The sequence below is a fragment of the Bradyrhizobium sp. ORS 86 genome (assembly GCF_045571475.1).
Taxonomy (GTDB): domain Bacteria; phylum Pseudomonadota; class Alphaproteobacteria; order Rhizobiales; family Xanthobacteraceae; genus Bradyrhizobium.
Genome location: NZ_CP120699.1, coordinates 3312093 through 3335450 on the forward strand (window position 1 = coordinate 3312093; position 23358 = coordinate 3335450).

Annotated in this window: 35 protein-coding genes; 31 read left to right on the top strand and 4 right to left on the bottom strand. The window is 63.4% G+C overall.

Annotated features, from left to right (window positions below; translation table 11 throughout):
* Window positions 1-27 precede the first annotated feature (27 nt).
* The 30 genes from tuf to P6U25_RS15170 all read left to right on the top strand — a co-directional run bounded on the left by tuf (window position 28) and on the right by P6U25_RS15170 (window position 17271).
* Window positions 28-1218, top strand: a complete 1191-nt coding sequence (tuf, locus tag P6U25_RS15025) for an elongation factor Tu (RefSeq protein WP_407151929.1) — start codon at window positions 28-30, stop codon at window positions 1216-1218.
* A gap of 86 nt (window positions 1219-1304) precedes the next feature.
* Window positions 1305-1613 (top strand): 30S ribosomal protein S10, encoded by a 309-nt coding sequence (gene rpsJ / locus P6U25_RS15030; protein WP_002712302.1) that lies wholly within the window; start codon window positions 1305-1307, stop codon window positions 1611-1613.
* A gap of 54 nt (window positions 1614-1667) precedes the next feature.
* Complete coding sequence (gene rplC, locus P6U25_RS15035; RefSeq protein WP_407151930.1) at window positions 1668-2387, top strand: 50S ribosomal protein L3; 720 nt, start codon at window positions 1668-1670, stop codon at window positions 2385-2387.
* A 1-nt stretch (window position 2388) separates the two neighbouring features.
* On the top strand, window positions 2389-3009 hold the full coding sequence (gene rplD / locus P6U25_RS15040) for a 50S ribosomal protein L4 (RefSeq protein ID WP_407151931.1): 621 nt from the start codon (window positions 2389-2391) through the stop codon (window positions 3007-3009).
* Entirely contained in the window at window positions 3006-3305 is a 300-nt protein-coding gene (locus P6U25_RS15045) for a 50S ribosomal protein L23 (protein ID WP_044538543.1), read from the top strand. Before rplD ends, P6U25_RS15045 begins: the two co-directional genes overlap by 4 nt.
* Window positions 3306-3317: 12 nt before the next feature.
* A complete protein-coding gene (gene rplB / locus P6U25_RS15050; RefSeq protein ID WP_407151932.1) occupies window positions 3318-4151 on the top strand; it encodes a 50S ribosomal protein L2 in 834 nt (277 codons plus the stop codon).
* Window positions 4152-4163: 12 nt separating this feature from the next.
* A complete protein-coding gene (rpsS, locus tag P6U25_RS15055) occupies window positions 4164-4442 on the top strand; it encodes a 30S ribosomal protein S19 (protein WP_008136357.1) in 279 nt (92 codons plus the stop codon).
* 10 nt (window positions 4443-4452) lie between these two features.
* Complete coding sequence (gene rplV, locus P6U25_RS15060; RefSeq protein ID WP_280977354.1) at window positions 4453-4839, top strand: 50S ribosomal protein L22; 387 nt, start codon at window positions 4453-4455, stop codon at window positions 4837-4839.
* A gap of 17 nt (window positions 4840-4856) precedes the next feature.
* Window positions 4857-5561 carry a 30S ribosomal protein S3 gene (gene rpsC, locus P6U25_RS15065; RefSeq protein WP_280977355.1) on the top strand — a complete coding sequence of 235 codons (705 nt, stop codon included), beginning with the start codon at window positions 4857-4859 and terminating at the stop codon, window positions 5559-5561.
* Window positions 5562-5591: 30 nt separating this feature from the next.
* Entirely contained in the window at window positions 5592-6005 is a 414-nt protein-coding gene (gene rplP / locus P6U25_RS15070) for a 50S ribosomal protein L16 (protein WP_212498891.1), read from the top strand.
* A gap of 5 nt (window positions 6006-6010) precedes the next feature.
* Window positions 6011-6217, top strand: coding sequence for a 50S ribosomal protein L29 (rpmC, locus tag P6U25_RS15075; protein WP_407151933.1), 207 nt, complete (start codon window positions 6011-6013; stop codon window positions 6215-6217).
* A 10-nt stretch (window positions 6218-6227) separates the two neighbouring features.
* The gene (gene rpsQ / locus P6U25_RS15080) at window positions 6228-6476 is read left to right on the top strand and encodes a 30S ribosomal protein S17 (RefSeq protein ID WP_407151934.1); all 249 of its coding nucleotides are present in this window, start codon (window positions 6228-6230) and stop codon (window positions 6474-6476) included.
* A gap of 75 nt (window positions 6477-6551) precedes the next feature.
* Window positions 6552-6920 carry a 50S ribosomal protein L14 gene (gene rplN / locus P6U25_RS15085; RefSeq protein WP_006611848.1) on the top strand — a complete coding sequence of 123 codons (369 nt, stop codon included), beginning with the start codon at window positions 6552-6554 and terminating at the stop codon, window positions 6918-6920.
* The gene (gene rplX / locus P6U25_RS15090; RefSeq protein ID WP_280977358.1) at window positions 6920-7234 is read left to right on the top strand and encodes a 50S ribosomal protein L24; all 315 of its coding nucleotides are present in this window, start codon (window positions 6920-6922) and stop codon (window positions 7232-7234) included. Before rplN ends, rplX begins: the two co-directional genes overlap by 1 nt.
* Entirely contained in the window at window positions 7227-7784 is a 558-nt protein-coding gene (gene rplE, locus P6U25_RS15095) for a 50S ribosomal protein L5 (RefSeq protein WP_407151935.1), read from the top strand. Before rplX ends, rplE begins: the two co-directional genes overlap by 8 nt.
* Window positions 7785-7830: 46 nt before the next feature.
* Window positions 7831-8136 carry a 30S ribosomal protein S14 gene (gene rpsN, locus P6U25_RS15100; RefSeq protein WP_280977360.1) on the top strand — a complete coding sequence of 102 codons (306 nt, stop codon included), beginning with the start codon at window positions 7831-7833 and terminating at the stop codon, window positions 8134-8136.
* A gap of 15 nt (window positions 8137-8151) precedes the next feature.
* A complete protein-coding gene (gene rpsH, locus P6U25_RS15105; protein ID WP_280977361.1) occupies window positions 8152-8550 on the top strand; it encodes a 30S ribosomal protein S8 in 399 nt (132 codons plus the stop codon).
* Between the two features lie 14 nt (window positions 8551-8564).
* On the top strand, window positions 8565-9098 hold the full coding sequence (gene rplF, locus P6U25_RS15110) for a 50S ribosomal protein L6 (RefSeq protein WP_407151936.1): 534 nt from the start codon (window positions 8565-8567) through the stop codon (window positions 9096-9098).
* A gap of 11 nt (window positions 9099-9109) precedes the next feature.
* On the top strand, window positions 9110-9469 hold the full coding sequence (gene rplR / locus P6U25_RS15115) for a 50S ribosomal protein L18 (protein WP_407151937.1): 360 nt from the start codon (window positions 9110-9112) through the stop codon (window positions 9467-9469).
* A 57-nt stretch (window positions 9470-9526) separates the two neighbouring features.
* Window positions 9527-10102, top strand: coding sequence for a 30S ribosomal protein S5 (rpsE, locus tag P6U25_RS15120; RefSeq protein ID WP_016843761.1), 576 nt, complete (start codon window positions 9527-9529; stop codon window positions 10100-10102).
* A 39-nt stretch (window positions 10103-10141) separates the two neighbouring features.
* Window positions 10142-10333, top strand: coding sequence for a 50S ribosomal protein L30 (gene rpmD, locus P6U25_RS15125; protein ID WP_028335461.1), 192 nt, complete (start codon window positions 10142-10144; stop codon window positions 10331-10333).
* A gap of 22 nt (window positions 10334-10355) precedes the next feature.
* Complete coding sequence (gene rplO / locus P6U25_RS15130) at window positions 10356-10844, top strand: 50S ribosomal protein L15 (RefSeq protein WP_407151938.1); 489 nt, start codon at window positions 10356-10358, stop codon at window positions 10842-10844.
* A 161-nt stretch (window positions 10845-11005) separates the two neighbouring features.
* Complete coding sequence (secY, locus tag P6U25_RS15135) at window positions 11006-12337, top strand: preprotein translocase subunit SecY (protein ID WP_407151939.1); 1332 nt, start codon at window positions 11006-11008, stop codon at window positions 12335-12337.
* 76 nt (window positions 12338-12413) lie between these two features.
* Window positions 12414-13274: an adenylate kinase gene (locus tag P6U25_RS15140; protein WP_407151940.1), complete on the top strand. Its 861-nt coding sequence runs from the start codon at window positions 12414-12416 to the stop codon at window positions 13272-13274.
* Between the two features lie 190 nt (window positions 13275-13464).
* Window positions 13465-13833, top strand: a complete 369-nt coding sequence (gene rpsM / locus P6U25_RS15145) for a 30S ribosomal protein S13 (RefSeq protein ID WP_137483446.1) — start codon at window positions 13465-13467, stop codon at window positions 13831-13833.
* A 125-nt stretch (window positions 13834-13958) separates the two neighbouring features.
* Complete coding sequence (rpsK, locus tag P6U25_RS15150) at window positions 13959-14348, top strand: 30S ribosomal protein S11 (RefSeq protein ID WP_006021048.1); 390 nt, start codon at window positions 13959-13961, stop codon at window positions 14346-14348.
* A 101-nt stretch (window positions 14349-14449) separates the two neighbouring features.
* Entirely contained in the window at window positions 14450-15481 is a 1032-nt protein-coding gene (locus P6U25_RS15155; RefSeq protein WP_407151941.1) for a DNA-directed RNA polymerase subunit alpha, read from the top strand.
* Between the two features lie 140 nt (window positions 15482-15621).
* Window positions 15622-16038 (top strand): 50S ribosomal protein L17, encoded by a 417-nt coding sequence (gene rplQ / locus P6U25_RS15160; protein WP_280977368.1) that lies wholly within the window; start codon window positions 15622-15624, stop codon window positions 16036-16038.
* Between the two features lie 135 nt (window positions 16039-16173).
* Window positions 16174-16968 carry an SDR family NAD(P)-dependent oxidoreductase gene (locus tag P6U25_RS15165; protein ID WP_407151942.1) on the top strand — a complete coding sequence of 265 codons (795 nt, stop codon included), beginning with the start codon at window positions 16174-16176 and terminating at the stop codon, window positions 16966-16968.
* A 6-nt stretch (window positions 16969-16974) separates the two neighbouring features.
* Window positions 16975-17271 carry a DUF1330 domain-containing protein gene (locus tag P6U25_RS15170; protein ID WP_407151943.1) on the top strand — a complete coding sequence of 99 codons (297 nt, stop codon included), beginning with the start codon at window positions 16975-16977 and terminating at the stop codon, window positions 17269-17271.
* A gap of 40 nt (window positions 17272-17311) precedes the next feature.
* Here P6U25_RS15170 and P6U25_RS15175 read toward each other — a convergent pair whose 3' ends face one another.
* From P6U25_RS15175 to P6U25_RS15185, 3 genes are all read right to left on the bottom strand, one after another.
* Window positions 17312-18439: a hypothetical protein gene (locus P6U25_RS15175; RefSeq protein WP_407151944.1), complete on the bottom strand. Its 1128-nt coding sequence runs from the start codon at window positions 18437-18439 to the stop codon at window positions 17312-17314.
* 71 nt (window positions 18440-18510) lie between these two features.
* Window positions 18511-19590 (bottom strand): phosphotransferase, encoded by a 1080-nt coding sequence (locus P6U25_RS15180; RefSeq protein WP_407151945.1) that lies wholly within the window; start codon window positions 19588-19590, stop codon window positions 18511-18513.
* Between the two features lie 401 nt (window positions 19591-19991).
* Window positions 19992-21005 carry a zinc-binding alcohol dehydrogenase family protein gene (locus P6U25_RS15185; RefSeq protein WP_407151946.1) on the bottom strand — a complete coding sequence of 338 codons (1014 nt, stop codon included), beginning with the start codon at window positions 21003-21005 and terminating at the stop codon, window positions 19992-19994.
* A gap of 120 nt (window positions 21006-21125) precedes the next feature.
* Here P6U25_RS15185 and P6U25_RS15190 point away from each other — a divergent pair, with 120 nt between their 5' ends.
* On the top strand, window positions 21126-21503 hold the full coding sequence (locus tag P6U25_RS15190) for a winged helix-turn-helix transcriptional regulator (RefSeq protein ID WP_407151947.1): 378 nt from the start codon (window positions 21126-21128) through the stop codon (window positions 21501-21503).
* Between the two features lie 84 nt (window positions 21504-21587).
* On the opposite strand, the gene P6U25_RS15195 is transcribed toward P6U25_RS15190, so the two are convergent.
* A complete protein-coding gene (locus tag P6U25_RS15195; RefSeq protein ID WP_407151948.1) occupies window positions 21588-23180 on the bottom strand; it encodes an OprO/OprP family phosphate-selective porin in 1593 nt (530 codons plus the stop codon).
* Window positions 23181-23358: the final 178 nt, after the last annotated feature.

Consider the following 23358-nt stretch of genomic DNA (forward strand, 5'->3'; position numbering starts at 1 on the left):
GCAGTCAACGATTGAACGGAGAGTCAAATGGCCAAAGCAAAATTCGAACGTACCAAACCGCACTGCAACATCGGCACCATCGGTCACGTCGACCATGGCAAGACGTCGCTGACCGCAGCGATCACCAAGGTGCTGGCAGAAACCGGCGGTGCAACGTTCACCGCCTACGACCAGATCGACAAGGCGCCGGAAGAGAAAGCGCGCGGCATCACCATCTCGACCGCGCACGTCGAATACGAGACGACCAACCGTCACTATGCCCACGTCGACTGCCCCGGCCACGCCGACTACGTGAAGAACATGATCACCGGCGCTGCCCAGATGGACGGTGCGATCCTGGTCGTGTCGGCCGCTGACGGCCCGATGCCGCAGACCCGCGAGCACATCCTGCTCGCCCGCCAGGTCGGCGTGCCCGCGCTCGTCGTGTTCCTCAACAAGTGCGACATGGTCGACGATCCGGAGCTGCTCGAGCTCGTCGAGCTCGAAGTCCGCGAGCTGCTCTCGAAGTACGAATTCCCGGGCGACAAGATCCCGATCATCAAGGGTTCGGCGCTCGCCGCCCTCGAAGACAAGGACAAGAAGCTCGGCCATGACGCCATCCTCGAGCTGATGCGCAATGTCGACGAGTACATTCCGCAGCCGGAGCGTCCGGTCGACCAGCCGTTCCTGATGCCGGTTGAAGACGTGTTCTCGATCTCGGGCCGCGGCACCGTGGTCACCGGCCGCGTCGAGCGCGGCATCGTCAAGGTTGGCGACGAAATCGAAATCGTCGGCATCCGCGAGACCCAGAAGACCATCGTCACCGGCGTCGAAATGTTCCGCAAGCTGCTCGATCAGGGCCAGGCGGGCGACAACATCGGTGCGCTGCTCCGCGGCACCAAGCGCGAGGAAGTCGAGCGCGGCCAGGTGCTGTGCAAGCCCGGTTCGGTCAAGCCGCACACCAAGTTCAAGGCTGAGGCCTACATCCTCACCAAGGAAGAGGGCGGTCGTCACACCCCGTTCTTCACGAACTACCGTCCGCAGTTCTACTTCCGCACCACCGACGTGACCGGCGTCGTGCACCTGCCGGAAGGCACCGAGATGGTGATGCCGGGTGACAACATCGCGATGGAAGTGCACCTGATCGTGCCGATCGCGATGGAAGAAAAGCTGCGCTTCGCGATCCGCGAAGGCGGCCGCACCGTCGGCGCCGGCGTCGTCGCCGCGATCATCGAGTAAGAACGCGAATAGGGAATGGCGAGTAGCGGGTGGATCACTCCATTCGCTATTCGCTACTCGCCACTCACTAAAGAAAGAATACGGCAATGAACGGCCAAAACATTCGCATCCGTCTCAAGGCGTTCGACCATCGAATCCTCGATACGTCGACCCGTGAGATCGTGAACACGGCGAAGCGCACCGGTGCGCAGGTTCGCGGACCCATTCCGCTGCCGACCCGCATCGAGAAGTTTACCGTCAACCGTTCGCCGCACGTTGACAAGAAGAGCCGCGAGCAATTCGAGATGCGCACCCACAAGCGCCTTCTCGACATTGTCGACCCGACCCCGCAGACCGTCGATGCGCTGATGAAGCTCGACCTGGCCGCCGGTGTCGACGTCGAGATCAAGCTCTAAGGATTTGGATTTTTACGTCCGCCGCTTGCGGACAGAAAGACAGGAAGCACGCCGATGCGCTCCGGAGTGATCGCACAAAAGGTCGGGATGACGCGGGTCTTTACAGAGGCCGGCGAGCATATCCCTGTGACCGTGCTGAAGCTGGGCAACTGCCAGGTGCTGGGCCACCGCACGACCGAGAAGAACGGCTACGTCGCCCTTCAGCTCGGCGCCGGCACCCGCAAGACCGTGTACATGCCCAAGGCCGAACGCGGCCAGTTCGCGGTCGCCAAGGTCGAGCCGAAGCGCAAGGTCGCCGAGTTCCGCGTGTCCGAGGACTCGCTGATCCCGGTGGGCGCGGAAATCCAGGCGGACCATTTCGTGGTCGGCCAGTTTGTCGACGTGACCGGCACCTCGGTCGGTAAGGGTTTTGCCGGCGGCATGAAGCGCTGGAACTTCGGCGGTCTGCGCGCCACCCACGGCGTGTCGATCTCGCACCGTTCGATCGGTTCGACCGGCGGTCGTCAGGACCCCGGCAAGACCTGGAAGAACAAGAAGATGCCCGGTCACATGGGCGTCGATCGCATCACCACGCTCAATCTGCGCGTGGTGCAGACCGACGTCGAGCGCGGCCTGATCCTCGTCGAAGGCGCCGTCCCCGGCTCCAAGGGCGGCTGGATCTCGGTGCGCGACGCGGTGAAGAAGCCGCTGCCGAAGGAAGCCCCGAAGCCTGGCAAGTTCAAGGTTGCCGGCGGCGAAGCTGCCGAGGCTGCGGCCGAGAAGGAGGGCGCGTGAGATGGAACTGAAAGTCACGACCCTTGAAGGCAAGGACGCCGGATCGGTTCAGCTCTCGGACGCGATCTTCGGTCTCGAGCCGCGCGCCGACATCATCCAGCGCTGCGTGCAGTGGCAGCTCAACAAGCGTCAGGCCGGCACCCACAAGGCCAAGGGCCGCGCCGAGATCTGGCGCACCGGCAAGAAGATGTACAAGCAGAAGGGCACCGGCGGCGCCCGTCACGGCTCGGCGCGCGTGCCGCAGTTCCGCGGCGGTGGCCGTGCGTTCGGCCCGGTCGTTCGCTCGCATGCGACCGACCTGCCGAAGAAGGTGCGTGCGCTGGCGCTGAAGCATGCGTTGTCGGCCAAGGCCAAGGACGGCGGGCTTGTCGTGATCGACAGCGCTGCCGTCAAGGAAGCCAAGACCAAGGCGCTGCTCGGTCACTTCTCCGGCCTCGGGCTCACCAACGCGCTGATCATCGACGGCGCGGAGCTGAACGCCGGTTTCGCGACCGCGGCCCGCAACATCCCGAACATCGACGTGCTGCCCATCCAGGGCATCAACGTCTACGACATTCTCCGCCGCCAGAAGCTGGTGCTGACCAAGGCTGCGGTTGATGCGCTGGAGGCGCGCTTCAAATGAAGAATATTGATCCGCGCCACTACGATGTGATCGTCGCTCCTGTCGTGACGGAAAAGGCGACGCTCGCCTCCGAGCACAACAAGGTGCTGTTCAAGGTCTCCGGCAAGGCCACCAAGCCGCAGATCAAGGAAGCGATCGAGAAGCTGTTCGACGTCAAGGTGAAGAGCGTCAACACCCTCGTTCGCAAGGGCAAGACCAAGGTGTTCCGCGGCAATCTCGGCTCGCAGTCGGATACCAAGCGCGCGATCGTGACCCTGGAAGAGGGCCACCGGATCGACGTGACTACCGGACTATAAGGCGCAACGACGATGGCATTGAAAACCTACAATCCCACGACGCCGGGCCAGCGCCAGCTGGTCATGGTCGATCGTTCGGCGCTCTACAAGGGCAAGCCGGTAAAGACGCTGACCGAGGGCAAGCTCGGCAAGGGCGGCCGCAACAACACCGGCCGCATCACCGTGCGATTCCGCGGCGGCGGCCACAAGAAGGCCTACCGTACCGTCGACTTCCGCCGCGACAAGGTGGACGTGCCGGCGACCGTGGAGCGGCTGGAATATGATCCGAACCGCACCGCGTTCATCGCGCTGATCAAGTACCAGGACGGCGAGCAGGCCTACATCCTGGCGCCGCAGCGCCTGGCGGCGGGCGACACCGTCGTCGCCGGCAACTATGTCGACGTGAAGCCCGGCAACGTCATGCCGCTCGGCAACATGCCGGTCGGCACGATCGTGCACAATATCGAGCTGAAGATCGGCAAGGGCGGGCAGCTCGCGCGCTCGGCCGGTACCTACGCCCAGATCGTGGGCCGCGACCAGGACTACGTGATCATCCGACTGAACTCGGGCGAGCAGCGCTTGGTGCACGGCCGTTGCCGCGGCACGATCGGCGCGGTGTCGAACCCCGATCACATGAACATCTCGATCGGCAAGGCCGGTCGGACCCGCTGGCTCGGCTGGCGTCCGCACAACCGCGGCGTCGTCATGAACCCGATCGATCACCCGCACGGCGGTGGTGAAGGTCGTACCTCGGGCGGTCGCCACCCGGTTACTCCGTGGGGCAAGCCGACCAAGGGCAAGAAGACCCGCACCAACAAGTCGACCAACAAATTCATTCTCCTAAGCCGCCACAAGCGGAAGAAGTAAGGAACGCCGGACATGGTTCGTTCAGTCTGGAAAGGCCCGTTCGTCGAAGGCTCTCTGCTCAAGAAGGCAGATGCCGCGCGCGCGTCCGGCCGTCACGATGTCATCAAGATCTGGAGCCGCCGCTCGACCATCCTGCCGCAGTTCGTCGGCCTGACGTTCGGCGTCTACAACGGCCAGAAGCATGTGCCGGTCGCGGTCAACGAGGAAATGGTGGGTCACAAGTTCGGCGAGTTCTCGCCGACCCGGACCTTCCACGGCCATTCGGGCGACAAGAAAGCCAAGAAGGCTTGAGGAATAGACGATGAGCAAACCAAAGCGCGAACGTAGCCTCGCGGACAATGAGGCCAAGGCCGTCGCCCGCATGCTGCGCGTCAGCCCGCAGAAGCTCAACCTGGTGGCGCAGCTAATCCGCGGCCGCAAGGCGTCTGCTGCGCTCGCCGACCTGCAGTTCTCGCGCAAGCGGATCGCGGTCGACGTCAAGAAGTGCCTGGAGTCGGCGATCGCGAACGCCGAGAACAACCATGACCTCGATGTCGACGATCTCGTCGTTGCCGAGGCGCATGTCGGCAATGGTCTCGTGATGAAGCGCTTTGCGCCGCGTGGTCGTGGCCGTTCGGGCCGTGTGTACAAACCGTTCTCGCACCTGACCATCGTGGTTCGTCAGGTCGAGGCCGAGGCAAGCGCTTAAGGGCGCAGGAGAAGACGATGGGTCAAAAGATCAATCCAATCGGGCTGCGTCTCGGCATCAACCGGACCTGGGATTCCCGTTGGTTCGCCGGCAAGCAGGAATACGGCAAGCTGCTGCACGAGGACGTCAAGATCCGCGAGATCCTGCACAAGGAGCTCAAGCAGGCGGCTGTGGCGCGCATCGTGATCGAGCGTCCGCACAAGAAGTGCCGCGTGACGATCCACTCGGCGCGTCCGGGTGTGGTGATCGGCAAGAAGGGCGCCGACATCGACAAGCTGCGCAAGAAGGTCGCCGACATCACCTCGTCGGACGTCGTGATCAACATCGTCGAGATCCGCAAGCCGGAGCTCGACGCAACCCTGGTCGCCGAATCGATCGCCCAGCAGCTCGAGCGCCGCGTTGCGTTCCGCCGCGCCATGAAGCGCGCCGTGCAGTCGGCGATGCGCCTCGGTGCCGAAGGCATCCGCATCAACTGCTCGGGTCGTCTTGGCGGCGCTGAAATCGCGCGCATGGAGTGGTACCGCGAGGGCCGCGTGCCGCTGCACACGCTGCGTGCCGACGTCGACTATGGCGTTGCGACCGCGTTCACGACCTTCGGCACCTGCGGCGTCAAGGTCTGGATCTTCAAGGGCGAGATCCTCGAGCACGATCCGATGGCCCAGGACAAGAAGATGGCCGAAGGCGACACCCCGCGTTCGCGTCGCGATGCGGCGGCCGCTTGAGGCAAAGCAGGAATTTGAGGGCTTAAAGCCATGATGCAACCTAAGAAAACGAAGTTCCGGAAGGCGCATAAGGGCCGTATCCACGGCGTTGCGACCTCTGGCGCGACGTTGGCGTTCGGCCAGTTCGGCCTGAAGGCGATGGAGCCTGAGCGCGTCACCGCCCGTCAGATCGAAGCCGCCCGCCGCGCGCTGACCCGTCACATGAAGCGCGCCGGCCGCGTCTGGATCCGCGTGTTCCCCGACGTGCCGGTGTCGAAGAAGCCTGCCGAAGTCCGCATGGGCTCAGGCAAGGGTTCGCCGGAATTGTGGGTGGTCCGGGTCAAGCCGGGCCGCGTGATGTTCGAGATCGACGGCGTGCCGGTGCAGACCGCGAGGGAAGCGCTGTCGCTCGCCGCCGCCAAGCTGCCGATCAAGACGCGCTTCGTCGCGCGCATTGCGGAGTAATCGCCATGGCCGAGATGAAAGTTGAAGACATTCGCGCGATGAGCGACGACCAGCGGGAGGATGCGATCCTCAACCTGAAGAAGGAGCGCTTCAACCTCCGCTTCCAGCGCGCCACCGGTCAGCTCGAGAACACCTCGCGGATGCGGGAAGCCCGCCGCGACATCGCCCGTATCAAGACCATCGCTGCCGAGCAGCGCGCGAAGAAGAAGTAAGGGGCCAGCTATGCCGAAACGTACTCTGCAGGGCGTGGTCGTCAGCGACAAGCAAGCCAAGACGGTGGTGGTGCGCGTCGATCGCCGCTTCACCCATCCGATCTACAAGAAGACGATCCGCCGTTCCAAGAACTACCACGCGCACGACGAGAACAACCAGTTCAAGCCTGGCGACACGGTCTGGATCGAGGAATCGAAGCCGATCTCGAAGCTGAAGCGCTGGACCGTGGTCCGGGGCGAACACAAGAAAACGGCCTGATCACTTCGGCTTGGCCGAGGCATTTCAGGGAAATTTTGAGCGCGCTAAAGCGCAGAAAGAGGACGAGGTGCATCAATGATTCAGATGCAGACCAACCTCGACGTGGCCGATAATTCAGGCGCACGCCGTGTCATGTGCATCAAGGTGCTTGGAGGCTCCAAGCGCCGCTATGCCACCGTGGGCGACATTATCGTTGTGTCGATCAAGGAAGCCATTCCGCGTGGCAAGGTGAAGAAGGGCGACGTGATGAAGGCCGTCGTGGTGCGGGTCCGCAAGGACATCCGCCGCGCCGACGGTTCGGTGATCCGTTTCGACCGCAACGCCGCCGTGCTGATCAACAACCAGTCGGAGCCGGTCGGCACCCGTATCTTCGGGCCGGTGCCGCGCGAACTTCGCGCCAAGAACCACATGAAGATCATTTCGCTCGCGCCGGAGGTGCTGTGATGGCTGCCAAGATCCGCAAAGGCGACAAGGTCATCGTGCTCACCGGCCGCGACAAGGGTCGCACCGGCGAGGTCTTCGAGGTGCGTCCGGACGAGAACAAGGCTCTCGTCCGCGGCATCAACATGGTGAAGCGTCACCAGAAGCAGACCCAGTCCCAGGAGGGCGGCATCATCTCCAAGGAGGCGCCGATCCACCTGTCGAACATTGCGTATGTCGGCAAGGACGGAAAGCCGACCCGCATTGGGTTCAAGATTCAGGCCGATGGCAAGAAGGTTCGTGTTGCCAAGAGCTCGGGAGCAGAGATCGATGGCTGATACCGCTTACGTGCCGCGCCTGCGCGCGGAGTATGACAAGAAGATCCGCGGCATGCTGACCGAGAAGTTCGGCTATGCCAACGTGATGCAGGTTCCACGCCTGGACAAGGTCGTGCTCAACATGGGCGTCGGCGAGTCCGTCAACGACCGCAAGAAGGCCGAGACCGCGGCTGCCGAGCTTAGCCAGATCGCCGGCCAGAAGGCGATCGTGACCTATTCGCGTGTCGCGATCGCGACCTTCAAGCTGCGAGAGAACCAGCCGATCGGCTGCAAGGTCACGCTGCGCAAGGCCCATATGTACGAGTTCATCGACCGCCTGGTGAATGTGGCGCTGCCCCGCGTCCGTGACTTCCGCGGCCTGAACCCGAAGAGCTTCGACGGCCGTGGCAATTATTCGCTCGGCATCAAGGAGCACATCATTTTCCCCGAGATCGACTTCGACAAGGTCTCGGAAGCGCGTGGCATGGACATCACGGTCTGCACCACCGCCAAGACCGACGACGAGGCGCGCGCCTTGTTGACCGCTTTCAATTTCCCGTTCCGGCAGTGAGTAGCTGAGTCAAGGCAACTCAAACGCGGATACCCAGGAGCCAAGCATGGCAAAGAAGAGTTCAGTCGAGAAGAACAACCGGCGCAAGCGGATGGCGAAGAACGCCGCTCCGCGCCGCGAGAAGCTGAAGGCGATCATCGCCGACAAGACCAAGCCGATGGAAGAGCGCTTCGCGGCGACCCTGAAGCTCGCCGAGATGCCGCGCAACTCGTCGCCTACGCGCATCCGCAACCGGTGCGAGCTGACCGGGCGTCCGCGCTCGAACTATCGCAAGAACAAGCTATCGCGCATCGCGCTGCGTGAACTCGGCTCCAAGGGCCTGGTTCCCGGGCTCGTGAAGTCGAGCTGGTAAGGGAGGGTCGGAACCATGTCTACGCACGATCCGATCTCCGATCTCATCACCCGCATCCGCAATGCGCAGATGCGCTCGAAGTCCAAGGTCTCGAGCCCCGGCTCGAAGATGCGCGCCAACGTGCTCGAGGTGCTGAAGGCCGAGGGTTACATCCGCGGCTACGCCAGCGTCGAGCATGCGAGCGGCCGCAGCGAGCTCGAGATCGAGCTGAAGTATTTCGACGGCGAGCCCGTCATCCGCGAGATCGAGCGGGTGTCGAAGCCGGGCCGCCGCGTTTACGCCTCGGTGAAGAACCTGCCGCGCGTGAACAACGGTCTCGGCATTTCGGTGTTGTCGACGCCGAAGGGAATCATGGCTGACCACGAGGCGCGCGAGGCGAACGTGGGCGGCGAAGTTCTCTTCACGGTGTTCTGAGGAAGGATTTTACGATGTCACGTATCGGCAAGCGGCCGGTGACGATCCCGTCGGGTGTGACGGCGACTGTCGAGGGTCAGACGGTAAAGGTGAAGGGGCCGAAGGGTCAGCTTCAGTTCGTCGTGCATGACGACGTCGAGGTGAAGTTCGACAACAGCCAGATCAAGGTCGCTCCGCGCGTCAAGACCAACCGCGCGCAGGCGATGTACGGCACCGCGCGCGCGCAGGTGGCCAATCTCGTCGAGGGCGTCACCAAGGGCTTCGAGAAGAAGCTCGAGATCACCGGCGTCGGCTACCGCGCCGCGATGCAGGGCAAGAACCTGCAGCTCGCGCTCGGCTACAGCCACGACGTGGTCTATGCGATCCCGGAAGGCATCACCATCGCGGTGCCGAAGCCGACCGAGATCACGATCACCGGCAACGATCCGCAGCGTGTCGGCCAGGTGGCCGCGGAGATCCGCGCCTACCGTCCGCCGGAGCCCTACAAGGGCAAGGGCGTGAAGTACGCCAACGAATTCATCTTCCGCAAGGAAGGCAAGAAGAAGTAACGGAGCCGGTCATGTCACTCAAGGTTACGAATGCCCGGCGCAAGCAGCGCGTGCGCCTTGCGCTTCGCCGCTCGGCAGGCGGCCGTCCGCGGCTGTCGGTGTTCCGCTCGTCGAAGCACATCTACGCCCAGGTCATCGACGACCAGAAGGGCGAGACGCTGGCGTCCGCCTCGTCGCTGGAGAAGACGATGCGCGACTCCGGCAAGACCGGCGCCGACATCGATGCGGCGAAGGCGGTCGGCAAGCTCCTGGCGGAGCGTGCGGCGCAGAAGGGTGTCAAGGAAGTCGTGTTCGATCGCGGCGCCTACATCTATCACGGGCGCGTCAAGGCGCTCGCTGATGCGGCGCGCGAAGGCGGATTGAGCTTCTAAACGAATCGAACGATTACGAGGAAAGAGGCGCAGGCCTCCTAGAGATTGGAAAACACCATGGCAGGTGAACGCGAACGCGGCGGACGCGAACGGAGCAGGGAGCGCGAGGAGCGCGACAGCGAGTTCGTCGACAAGCTCGTCCACATCAATCGCGTGGCGAAGGTCGTCAAGGGCGGCAAGCGCTTCGGCTTTGCGGCGCTGGTCGTGATCGGCGACCAGAAGGGCCGGGTCGGTTTCGGCCACGGCAAGGCGCGCGAAGTTCCCGAGGCGATCCGCAAGGCGACCGAGTCGGCCAAGCGGAACCTGACGCGTGTCGCGCTGCGCGAAGGTCGCACGCTGCACCACGACATCGCCGGCCGTCACGGTGCCGGCCGCGTCTATCTGCGCGCCGCTCCGGCCGGTACCGGCATCATCGCCGGCGGCCCGATGCGCGCGGTGTTCGAGACGCTCGGCATCCAGGACGTGGTGGCGAAGTCGATCGGCTCGTCGAATCCCTACAACATGGTTCGCGCGACCTTCGACGCGCTGAAGCATCAGGATTCGCCGCGCTCGGTGGCAGCCCGCCGCAACATCAAGGTCTCCACCCTGCAGTCGCGCCGCGTCGGCGGCGACGCCGAAGTGGTGGCGGAATAACCCGCGCGGGAAACCAGCGCGCTATTTGGAGTTATTGTCATGGCCAAGGCCAGCAAGACGATCAAGGTCGAGCAGATCGGCAGCGCAATCCGCCGCCATCACTCGCAGCGTTCGACGCTGATCGGCCTCAAGCTCAACAAGATCGGCCGGGTCGCTGAACTGCAGGACACCCCTGAAGTTCGCGGCATGATCAGCAAGGTCCAGCATCTCGTCCGCGTCGTCGGCGAGTAAGCAAGATATAAGGAGAAGGGCGATGAAGCTCAGCGATATCGCCGACAACGCCGGCGCCCGCAAGAAGCGGATGCGTGTCGGCCGTGGCATCGGTTCCGGCAAGGGCAAGACCTCGGGCCGCGGCGGCAAGGGCCAGACCGCGCGTTCGGGCGTCCGCATCAAGGGGTTCGAAGGCGGGCAGATGCCGATGCATCGCCGTCTGCCCAAGCGGGGCTTCAACAACATCTTCAAGCTCGACTTCGCCGAGATCAATCTCGACCGTCTGCAGGAAGCGATCGACAACAAGCTGGTCGATACGTCTGCGACCGTGAACGCGGAATCGCTGGTGAAGGCCGGCGTGCTGCGCCGCGCCAAGGACGGCCTGCGGCTGCTTGGCCGCGGCGAGATCAAGGCCAAGCTGACCATCGAGGTGCATGGCGCCTCCAAGTCGGCCATTGCCGCCGTCGAGAAGGCTGGCGGTTCGGTCAAAATCCTGGCCCCCGCCAAGAAGGAAGAAGGCGAGGCGGCGTAACATCTGCGTCATTGCCCGCGCCAGGCGCGGGCGATCCGCCGATCGAATGATGGACTTATCGCGGCCGAGCACCAGATAATGTCCGGTGTCTGCCGACCACCCCAGGGAGAACTGTTCTCTTGGGGGCGTCGGCGAAAGGGGGCTCCGGGAGAAGCCGAAACATGGTCTCAGCAGCCGAACAACTTGCAGCAAACCTCAATTTCGGAGCTCTGGCGAAGGCTGACGAGCTGAAGAAGCGCATCTGGTTCACCCTGGGTGCGCTGCTTGTTTATCGGCTGGGGACCTACATCCCGCTGCCCGGCATCGATCCCAACATCTGGGAACAGGTGTTCCGCACCCAGGCCGGCGGCATCCTCGGCATGTTCAACATGTTCGCTGGCGGCGGCATCCACCGCATGGCGATCTTCGCGCTGAACATCATGCCGTACATTTCGGCATCGATCATCATCCAGCTCCTCACCACCGTTTCGCCGCAGCTCGAGGCCCTGAAGAAGGAAGGCGAGGCAGGCCGCAAGACGCTGAACCAGTACACCCGCTACCTCACGGTGATCCTGGCCCTGTTCCAGTCCTACGGCATCGCGGTCGGCCTCGAAGGTGCCGGCAATGTCGTCAGCGACCCCGGCATGTTCTTCCGCCTCTCGACCGCGATCACGCTGACCGGCGGCACCATGTTCCTGATGTGGCTCGGCGAGCAGATCACCTCGCGCGGCATCGGCAACGGTATCTCGCTGATCATCCTGTCCGGCATCGTCGCCGAGCTGCCGTCGGCGCTCGCCAACATGCTCGAACTCGGCCGCCAGGGCGCGATGTCGACCGGCCTGATCCTGATCGTCATCGTGATGGCGGTCGCGGTGATCGCCTTCATCGTGTTCATGGAGCGGGCGCAGCGCCGGCTGCTGATCCAGTATCCGAAGCGCCAGGTCGGCAACAAGATGTTCGAGGGCCAGTCCTCGCATCTGCCGCTCAAGCTCAACACCTCGGGCGTGATTCCGCCGATCTTCGCCTCGTCGCTGCTGCTGCTGCCGACCACGGTCGCAAACTTCAACGCGGGCAAAGGGCCGGAATGGTTCCAGTGGATCACCACGCAGCTCGGCCATGGCCGACCGCTGTTCCTGATCCTTTATCTCGCGCTGATCGTGTTCTTCGCGTTCTTCTACACCGCGATCGTATTCAACCCGACCGAGACCGCCGACAACTTGAAGAAGCATGGTGGTTTCATTCCAGGCATCCGGCCAGGCGAACGCACCGCTGAATATATCGACTACGTGCTGTCGCGGATCACGGTGCTCGGCGCGATCTATCTTGCTATCGTCTGTCTGATTCCGGAGATTCTGATTTCCTACGCCTCGGTGCCGTTCTACTTTGGTGGCACGTCGCTCCTGATCGTCGTCAGCGTGACGATGGATACCGTGGCGCAGGTTCAGGGTTACCTGCTCGCCCATCAGTATGAAGGGCTGATCAGGAAGTCGAAGCTCAGGGGTCGTCGCCGCTGATCGGGGTGCGCGGCGATACCAAATTCAAAACTCGGGTGCGCGGCTCTCGCTCACCTAGCCGGGGGGCGAATTAGTCATGAGATTGATCCTTTTGGGGCCGCCGGGCTCGGGCAAGGGGACCCAGGCGCAGCGGCTGGTCCATAAACACGGCATCGTCCAGCTCTCGACCGGCGAGATGCTGCGCGCGGCGGTTGCCGCCGGCACGCCGATCGGGCTGCAGGCCAAGGAGATCATGGCCAATGGCGGCCTGGTGCCCGACGAGGTCGTGGTCGGGATCATTGCCGACCGCATCGAACAGCCCGACGCCAAGAAGGGTTTCATCCTGGATGGCTTCCCGCGCACGGTTCCGCAGGCCCACGCGCTCGACGAACTGCTCAGGAAGAAGCATCTCAAGCTCGACGCGGTGGTCGAACTGCGCGTGAACGAGAGCGCGCTGCTGGACCGAGTTGAGAAGCGTGCCGAGGAGACCCGGGCGCGCGGCGAGGAGGTCCGTCTCGACGATACGCCGGAAGTGTTGACCAAGCGCCTTGCGCAGTACCGTTCGCTGACGGAGCCGCTGATTCACTATTACTCGGAGCGGCGGAAGCTCCTGACCGTCGATGGCATGATGACCATCGAGCACGTCACCCGCGAGATTAACCGGATCCTGACTGCGATCGGCGCGCTGGAACCGAAGGCTGCCGAATCGGCCAAATCCGCTGCGGCGGCGAGGAAGCCCGTCAAGCCGGCTTCGAGGCCCGCCAAGAAGGCTGCGGCGACCTCCAGGGCAGCCAAAAAGGCCGCCAAAGGCGCCAAAAAGACCGCCAAACCGGCCCGGAAGGCTGCCAAGGTCGCCAAAAAAGCCAAAAAGGCGGCCAAGGCCAGGGCCACCGGGAAGGGCAGGAAAACCGCCAAGAAGGCAGCAAAAAAGCTCACGAAAAAGCGAGCTAAGCGTTAGGAGCGGTTGACGAAACCGACATGAATCCTTTAATAAGCCCCGCATCCAAGTCGGATAGTTTATGACGATGCCGGGCCCCAAAGGACATGAGGGGAAGGGCGTCGTGTTCGCGTTTGTGGACACCTTGCCCGCGAAAGCAAGAACTTGAGAAGCCCGTATCCGTGATGGATCGGCGACAGGAGAGAAGTCCGTGGCCCGTATTGCCGGCGTCAACATTCCCACCAACAAGCGCGTGCTGATCGCGCTTCAGTACATCCATGGCATCGGCCAGAAGAACGCCGCCGACATCATGGAGAAGGTCAAGATTCCGCTGGACCGTCGCGTCAACCAGTTGACCGACCAGGAAGTCCTGCAGATCCGCGAAGTCATCGACCGCGACTATCTGGTTGAGGGCGACCTCCGTCGCGAGGTGGGCATCAACATCAAGCGTCTGATGGACCTCGGCTGCTATCGCGGCCTGCGCCATCGCCGCGGTCTGCCGGTGCGCGGCCAGCGGACCCACACCAATGCGCGTACGCGCAAGGGGCCGGCCAAGGCGATCGCCGGCAAGAAGAAGTAATTTGGCGAATAGCGAACAAAGGGTGGCGAATAGGTCCTATTCGCTGCCCGCCGTTCGCTCATCGCTTTTTTTAGGTGTAGCCGCTGGCGTTACGGCGGCGTCTGAGATCACAGGAAAGGTTAGAAATGGGCAAGGAAGCCACCCGCGTACGCCGCCGCGAACGCAAGAACATCGCCTCCGGCATCGCGCACGTGAATTCGTCGTTCAACAACACGACCATCACCATCACCGACGCGCAGGGCAACACGATTGCCTGGTCGTCAGCGGGCACCATGGGCTTCAAGGGCTCGCGCAAATCGACCCCCTATGCCGCGCAGGTCGCGGCGGAAGACGTCTCCAAGAAGGCGCAGGAGCACGGCATGCGCACGCTGGAGGTTGAAGTGGCCGGCCCAGGTTCGGGCCGGGAGTCGGCGCTCCGTGCGCTGCAGGCTGCGGGCTTCACCGTCACCTCGATCCGCGACGTGACCACGATCCCGCACAATGGCTGCCGCCCGCGCAAGCGCCGGCGTGTTTGATTGAAATCGCGGGCGGCCCGGTCGCTCGCGATCGTTTTTGGCATTGACCGCGCGGACTGTTCCGCGATCTCCAACGCCACGCTCGTCCATTCGACTGGCACATGGGTGAAACAGTGACGATCCAGAAAAATTGGCAAGAACTCATTCGACCGAACAAGCTGCAGGTGACGCCGGGCTCGGACGCGTCCCGGTTCGCCACCGTCGTCGCCGAGCCGCTCGAGCGTGGCTTCGGCCAGACGCTCGGTAACGCGCTGCGTCGCATCCTGTTGTCCTCGCTGCAGGGCGCGGCGGTGCAGTCGGTGCATATCGATGGCGTGCTGCACGAGTTCTCCTCGATCGCTGGCGTTCGTGAGGACGTCACCGACATCGTGCTCAACATCAAGGACATCTCGATCAAGATGCAGGGCGAAGGCCCGAAGCGCATGGTCGTGAAGAAGCAGGGCCCGGGCGCGGTCACCGCCGGCGACATCCAGACCGTCGGCGACATCACCGTCCTCAACCCCGAGTTGCAGCTCTGCACGTTGGACGACGGCGCCGAGATCCGCATGGAGTTCACGGTCACGACCGGCAAGGGCTACGTCGCCGCCGAGCGCAACCGTCCCGAGGATGCGCCGATCGGCCTGATCCCGGTCGACAGCCTGTTCTCGCCGGTCCGCAAGGTCTCCTACAAGGTCGAGAACACCCGTGAGGGTCAGATCCTCGACTACGACAAGCTGACCATGACGATCGAGACCAACGGCGCGATCTCGCCGGAGGATGCTGTGGCCTATGCCGCGCGCATCCTGCAGGATCAGCTCAACGTGTTCGTCAACTTCGAGGAGCCGCGCAAGGAAGTCGCGCAGGAGATCATCCCGGATCTCGCCTTCAATCCGGCGTTCCTCAAGAAGGTCGACGAGCTCGAGTTGTCGGTGCGTTCGGCAAACTGCTTGAAGAACGACAACATCGTCTACATCGGCGATCTCGTGCAGAAGTCGGAAGCGGAAATGCTGCGCACCCCGAACTTCGGCCGCAAGTCGCTGAACGAGATCAAGGAAGTGCTGGCCCAGATGGGTCTGCATCTCGGCATGGAGGTGCCGGGCTGGCCGCCGGAGAACATCGACGAGCTCGCCAAGCGCTTCGAGGATCACTACTGAGCGAATAGCGATGAGGGAATAGCGAATGGAAGCCATTCGCTATTCACCATTCTCTACTCGTGTCTTGGGCGAACGCAGGAAGCCCACCTGGGAAACTTGTCGCTGAACCACCGCGACAGAATTGAAAAAGGAATAAGTCAATGCGTCACGGCAAGGTTCATCGGAAGCTCAACCGCACCGCAGAACATCGGCGTGCGATGTTCGCCAATATGGCGGCCGCGCTGATCAAGCACGAGCAGATCGTCACCACGCTGCCGAAAGCCAAGGAGCTGCGGCCGATCGTCGAGAAGCTCGTCACCCTCGGCAAGAAGGGCGGTCTGGCGCTGCGCCGTCAAGCGATCTCCGAGCTGCGCGACGTCGACCAGGTCAAGAAGCTGTTCGACACGCTGGCGCCCCGCTACAAGGATCGCCAGGGCGGCTACACCCGCATCATCAAGGCCGGCTTCCGCTACGGCGACAACGCGGCGATGGCCGTGATCGAGTTCGTCGATCGCGATGTCGATGCCAAGGGTCAGGACTCCGGCCCGACGCAGGAGAAGGAAGCCGAGGCGGCGTAAGCCGGTCTCGAGCCAAGGTTTCGAAAGCGGCGCCTTCGGGCGCCGTTTTTTTGTGATTCCGTCGTGCCTGCATCCGGCTTGCGACAACGCGCGAGCACGCAAATATCTCCTGCACGGCAGACTGGAGAGCTCCCAATGAAAATCGATCTTTCCGGGAAGACTGCGCTCGTGACCGGCTCGACCGCGGGCATCGGCAACGCGATCGCAAGGGGCCTCGCGGGGGCCGGGGCGGATGTCATCATCAACGGCCGCGGCCAGGCCAAGGTCGATGCCGCCGTTGCAGCGATCGCAAAGGCTGTGCCGGGCGGCAAGGTGCGCGGCGTCGCTGCCGACGTCTCGACCGCCGCTGGCTGCAAGGCGCTACTTGCGGCCGTGCCCGAGGTCGATATCCTCGTCAATAACGCCGGCATCTTCGAGCCGAAGGACTTCTTCGACATTCCCGACGAGGATTGGGATCGCTTCTTCGACGTCAACGTGATGTCGGGCGTGCGGCTGTCGCGCGGCTACATGCGGGGGATGCTGAAGCGCAATTGGGGCCGTATCGTCTTCATCTCCTCGGAATCCGGTCTCAACATCCCGACCGAGATGATCCACTACGGCATGACCAAGACCGCGCAGCTTGCGATCGCCCGCGGGCTGGCGCAATTGACCAAAGGCACGGCCGTCACGGTCAACTCCGTGCTGCCCGGGCCGACCATGTCGGAGGGGGTGGGGGCGTTCGTCAAGGATCTGGCGAAGCAGAACGGCCAGTCGGTTGATGACGCGGCTTCCAGTTTCGTCAAGCAGCACCGGCCGACCTCGCTGCTGCAGCGCCTGGCCAGCACCGAAGAGATCGCCAACTTCGTGGTCTACGTCTGCTCGAAACAGGCATCGGCGACCAACGGCGCCGCGCTCCGCGCCGAAGGCGGCATCGTCAACACCATCGCGTGAGGACGCATGCCGGCCTATGCGATTTCCGAAGTCGAGATGCGAGACCCTGTCGCGTTCGAGGCTTATCGCTCGCTGGCGGCAAACACCATCGCGCAATATGGCGGGCGTTACATCGTGCGTGGCGGCGCGGCCGAAGTGGTGGAGGGCGGTCCATCGCCGAAGGCCATCGTCATCGTCGAATTTCCGACGATGGCGATCTTGCGCGAATGGTACGCATCACCCGAATATGCCGAGGCGCTGAAACTGCGCGCGAGCGCGCTGGAGCGGCGGCTGATCTTCGTCGAGGGCGTACCGCCAGTTTGAGACGGACGTCCGTGAGCGGGAGTCCCGCTATATCGCAGCACTACCCTTTGGCTCCATCGAGGAAATCGCTGAAGCCGGCGGGACGGTAGGGGCCGAAGCACAATTGCTCCAGCACTCCGATCCCGGTCTGGTCGCCCTGGCGGGCGCGGACCACCTGCTGCACGTGCACGTTCTCGCGGGCCAGCGGATCGAGCGTCGTGGGATCGAACGATTCGCCGCCGACCTCCAGCTCACCCTTCCACATGCCCTGACCCCATTGCGGATGACCGTAGCCTAGGCCCTTCATCTGGAATTTGAGGATCGGGTCGAGCGCGATGGTGCTCGTCTGGCCGTCGATGTCGACGAGGTCGATCTCGGCATGTCGTGCCAGCCGTGTGTTCGGAACGTATTCCACGCGGTGGCGTGCGGTCGCCATCCGGCGATCACGTCCGTCGACGACGCCGGGGATCTCAGCTTCGCTCGAATAGAGCGGCGCGGTAAAGCCTTCGCGGACCAGCGCTTCGCCATGCGTCCCATCGAAAAAGATGGCGTGCGATATGTGATCATCCCAGAACAGCGGCGCCCAGAGGAAAAACACGCTCGGCGGCGGCATCGGTGCGCCTCCGATATCCCGTTCGCCGACGCTGCGAACGCCCCAGGAGCGATCCTTGGTGCCGTAGCACGATCGATCATCCACCTTGATCTCGCCATCGGGATGGCGAACGACACCGCGCCAGCGGCCGAACTGGTCGAACCGGGTCGAGTCCATGACGCGGCGGTCGCCCGACCAAAGCGTCTGCCGCGCTTCCTGGATCGCCGCCGTGCGCGCGGAGAACGTCAGGTCACACGCCAGGCCGGTCGTATTGTCGTCAAGCACGACGCGGGTCCGCAACATCGGTTCGATAATTTCCAGCCGGAACGGACCAACCTGCATGTCAGTTCGTTCGATCGGAGCGCGCCGCGAGCCGAAAAAGCAGTGTTGTCGTCCTCCGCGTTCCACCACGCTGAAGGCGCAATCGAGAATCTTGCGGTGCGGATAGATCGCGATGCCGATCCCGAAATAGTAGGCGCCGTCGGCCGTGTAGCCGTTGAACCAGGTTCGATCATAGACATTGCGATCGCTGGTGAACGGAACCGCAATCGGATCCGGCGTCTGGTGGATTGGGAAGTCGTCAAATTTGTTGAGCACGCGGATCCCCTTCGATGTGTTCTTGTCGGGCGTGTTTCCTCACGCGGATCGTATCAGCATCGTTGGACGCTCTAATCCTGCCAGAATTCGAAACTGTCGTGGTCCAGCGCCTGCGCGCAGGCGCCTTCCGTCATCTTCAGGAAAAGAGCGTCGCCGCGCTCTGAGCGCTGGACGCTGAGAGCGGAGACGACGCCCATCATGATCCCATGCAAGGTGTAGCGGCGATAATCCCGCCAGCAATGATCCCAGTCATAGCCTCGTACGCCGCGACGGATCAGCTCCGCATGATAGAACTGCACCAGATCGAGTTCGTGAAGCCGCCGTTCGGACGGATCAATGCCGGCCGACAGAAAATAGCTGACGTCAACGATGCCTGGACCGACCGTCAGCGTCTGCCAATCCAGCGTCGCCATCGGCTGGGTCTTGCCCCGCACGTCAAACAGGATGTTGTCGAGCCTGAAGTCGGCATGTTGCAGAGTGCGCGGCGTCGACCGGTCAGATTGGTAGTGCGGCATCGCATCTGGAAGCCGGTCGATGAGATCGAGGAATTCCGGCTCGATCACATCGCGATATCGATCCTTGTAGTGACCGATGATGGCGGGCAACGTGGCGCGGAAATCCTTTCGCTTGCCTGCGGCAACTGCAAAGCAAGGCACCGTGTCCAGGGTCGGATCGCCCCATCGCGGCGCATGCAAGGCGGCAGCTTCGGCCATCGCCGTCTCGCAGTCCGCGATCGAGCATCCGGCGAGCTGGTCACCTTGGCGCGCGGGCGCCAGATCCTCCAGGATCAATGTGAAGTCGTCCGTCGCCGGATCGATCTCGGCGAGGATCGGTCGCGGGGTGTGAATGGCGACCGTGGTCGCCAGCTCGCGATAGAACGCGACCTCGCGAAGATAGAGCATGTGCGCGGACCCGGAGCGGCGGCTGTCGGGATTTGCAGCGGGGAATTTGCCGATGACAGTGGCGGGCGCTTGCGGCTGATCTTCGTCATAGGTCAGACGAAATCGATAACTGTCTCCGACGAGACCATTGCCGACCGGCTCGCAGGCGAGATCGACGACCCGCGCTTGGCGGATCATGCCGGCTTTGCGCAATGCCCGCGTCATCCAGTCCGGATCGATCCGTGACGGATCGGCCGTGAGCAAACTCATCGGCTTCCTCCCATCCCCGCAAGGGGTCACCGCCGCTCCAGCCGCTTCTTGCGTCGGCCGGATTTAGAACGGGGTGATCGTGCCGGAATGTATACAGGCTATGTCGTGCCCTTGGCAAAACCATGCGCCGGTCCGCAGACAGGGCTGTCGCATATGTCGCCTTGGGTGGCTGCGCACATATTCGGCCTCATGGTTCGAGACGCGCCGCATGCGGCGCTCCTCACCATGAGGGTCTACCATTGTGCCGCAAAACTAGACCTCATCCTGAGGAGCCCGCCAAAGGCGGGCGTCTCGAAGGATGGCCGCAGGCGCTTTTCTCCCAAATGCGATTGCCCTGGGTCCGCAGGGGACACTATGCCCGGGAAGGATCCCGGGCATGACGAGGCAGCTCCCGAAGTGTCCTACCAGCCCTCCAGCACGATTTTGCCGCGCGACTTGCCGCTTTCGAGCAGCGCGTGGGCGCGCTTGAGGTTGGCGGCGTTGATGGTGCCGAAGGTCTGGTCGAGGGTGGTGCGCAGCACGCCCTTGTCGATCAGGTCCGAGACGTCATTGAGCAGATGATTCTGCGCGATCATGTCAGGCGTCTGGAACGAGGAGCGCGTGAACATCGATTCCCAGTGCACTGATACCGCCTTGCCCTTGAACACCGCGACGTTGAACTCCGGCGGATCATCGATCAGGCCGAACTTGCCCTGCGGCGCGATGAAGTCGGCGATCGCCTTGTAGTGCTGATCGGTGAAGGTGAGGCTGGCGACCAGCCCGACCGGCGGCAGCTTCAGCTTCTCGATCTGCTCCTTCATCGGCTTGGCATGATCGATCACCGCATGCGCGCCGAGATCGAGGCACCATTTCGCGGACTCCGGACGCGCCGCGGTCGCCACCACGGTGAGGCCGGTAAGACGGCGCGCGAGCTGGATCAGGATCGAGCCGACGCCGCCGGCGCCGCCCATGATGAGGAGTGTGCGCGGATCGAGGCTCTTGCCCGGCACCGCGCCGAGCCGGTCGAACAGCAATTCCCATGCAGTGATCGAGGTCAGCGGCAGCGCCGCGGCCTGCGCGAATGACAGGGATTTGGGCTTCCTGCCGACGATGCGCTCGTCGACCAGGTGAAATTCCGAGTTGGTGCCCTGGCGCTGAATCGAGCCGGCATAGAACACCTCGTCGCCCGGCTTGAACAGGCTGACGTCGGGGCCGACCGCGTCGACCACACCGGCTGCATCGAAGCCGAGGATCTTGTATTCGCCAGCGGGCGGCGCCGCGCGCTTGCGGACCTTGTAGTCGACCGGGTTGGCCGAGATCGCCTTCACCGCGACGCGGATGTCGTGGCCCTTCGGCTCCGGCTTTGCGGTTTCGAAATCAACGAGCGAATCCGCCGCCTCGATCGGCAGCGATTTTTGGTATCCGACGGCTTTCATGCCCTGTCTCCATTGGTGGCGGCGATTGCCTGCTGCTTAACTGTCGCGCTGGCCTCCACTTGGCAAGTACTGTAAATTCAGGGAACTAGTCCCCGTTTGGATACTATTGGGAATAATCCAATGAAACGGCAGAATTTCGTACGCCGGCCGGGCTGCGCGGTCGAGACGGCGCTCGACCTGATCGACGGCAAATGGAAAGGCGTGATCCTGTTTCATCTACAGGCCGGCACCCAGCGCTTCGGCGAGTTGCGGCGGCGGATGCCCGGCATCACCCAGCGCATGCTGACCAAGCAATTGCGCGCGCTCGAGGACGACGGCCTCGTGATCCGCAAGGTCTATGCCGAGGTGCCGCCGCGGGTCGAGTACACGCTGTCCGAACTCGGCGAGAGCCTGCGCCCGGTGATCGATATCCTCAAGGCATGGGGCGAGAGCCATCAGGAGCGGTTGTCCTGTGCACCGGCGCCGGAGGTATCGAGGAAACCGAAACGCGCGGCCTGAGCCGCGCAAGAGATCATAGCGAAAGCCGGGAGCAGGGTGCGGCTGCCGGCTATCGCGACGATGATCGCCGGCGATCACGCCGTGTCAGAACGCGACCTGCGTGCGCATCGCCACGGCGTCGAACTTCGAGCCGACGTCGGCGGGCGAAGTGGGCGATGCTTGCCTGGCGACGTTGCCATGCAGGTAGTCCAGCATGAAGCGGATGTTGCCGTTGACGTACCAGTTCAGCGCGGCCGTGTAGACGGTCTGCCGTCCGCCCGCGATGCCGGTTGCCGATCCGATCTGGTCATTCAGGTCGATCGTGCTGATGCGCCCGGCGATTTCCCAGGCACCCCAGCCGCCGCCGTCGAGCGAGAACGGGTGCGCGGGTTTGACACCGTTATAGGCTGCGGCGGAAGCGTTGTAGGTATGCGTCTCGCCGGTCAGCACGTAGCCGGCTTGCGCGTAGCCGCCCTGGAATTTCAGGCTCGGCGCACCGATCGGCGGCAGGCCGGTGTTTGCGCCACGATCGACATTGAACCAGAAATACTCGCCCTGCAGGATCAGCGGGCCATAGGTCGCGGCTGCTTCGACGCTGTAGACTTGCGCCCCCGACGCGTTGGCGATCGCGCCGGTGGTCGCCAGCACGGTCGGATCGATGCGCAGTTCGGGCCGATCGCTGAGCGTGACCGTCTGCGCCTGCGTCACCAGATTCCGCGCCGGCTGAATCAGCCATTCTGCGTCGGCGCCGATATGCACCGAATAGTCGTGGCCGCTGATCGGATTGCCGGCGATGCGGGCGACTGCGCCATATTGCTCGGTGCTTCCGGCCGGCGAGGTGCTCGACGCGGAGTGGATCGCACCCGTGGTCGGTCCGGTGACATAGCCGCCGATCCAGAGCTGGTCGTTCCACCAGCGGGTGCCGACGGTCGAACGGAAGTCGCCGGCCGCGATGTTGGTCGCGACGACGCCGGCCGAAGCGCGCTCCATGAACAGGATATCGTTGGAGCTCGTGGCTTCGTCGAGCGTGTAGGGCAGGTCCATGATGCCGCCTTCGATCGCCATCTTGCCGCCGAACGGTTTGAGGCCGGTGTAGCTCAGATAGGCGTTCTCGACGCCGGAGACGCCGCCGCCCGGCAACGATCCCGGCGCTGAGCCACCGAAGCCGTCCGATGAGCCACCGAAGTCGTAGATCAGCGCGTAATTCCAGTCGCTGAGGAACTTGCCGATGATGCCGATGCGCGCGCGGCGGACATTCTCGCCGCTGTCCAGCCTTTGCGGCGATGTCCCCGCGGAATTGGGACGATAGTCGTAGCCCCCGACATCCCAGTGCAAGCGACTCGTGATCGCGATGCAGTTCTGTTCGTCCGCTGTGCAAATCGTCGGCCGGTTGTTCGGCATCGACACCACGGCGCCGGACGGCGCGGTCGGCCCCTTGACCGGAATGGCCGCATTGGCGTTCGCGACGCTCGATGCCTTTGCATCTGCCGCCCTCGCATGCGCATTCGCGGCGGCCGCCGTCGCCGCGTTCGCGTTGCTCTGCTTCTGCAGCTTGTCGATCTTCTGCTCCAGCATGCGGAGCTGCTGCTTGAGCAGCGCGATCTCCGCATCGCTGTTGGCCGTTTCCGAATGTGCCGGCGAGCTGGCGAGAGCTCCCGCCACGCCGAGCGCGATTGCACCCAACCTTGTCGCACCCATCTTACGCTCCCCTGTTGAGATGAAGTCCCCACTCACCGAGCAGAGTCCTAGGAGCGTATCGTGACTGACGCACGACAGCGCCGTCCGGGCGTGCTGTTCCGCTCGTCGTATGTCTGCAACAAGCGCAGTTGCGCAGTGAGAGGACGACAATCATAGGAGCTTGGCGGCGTGCATCAAC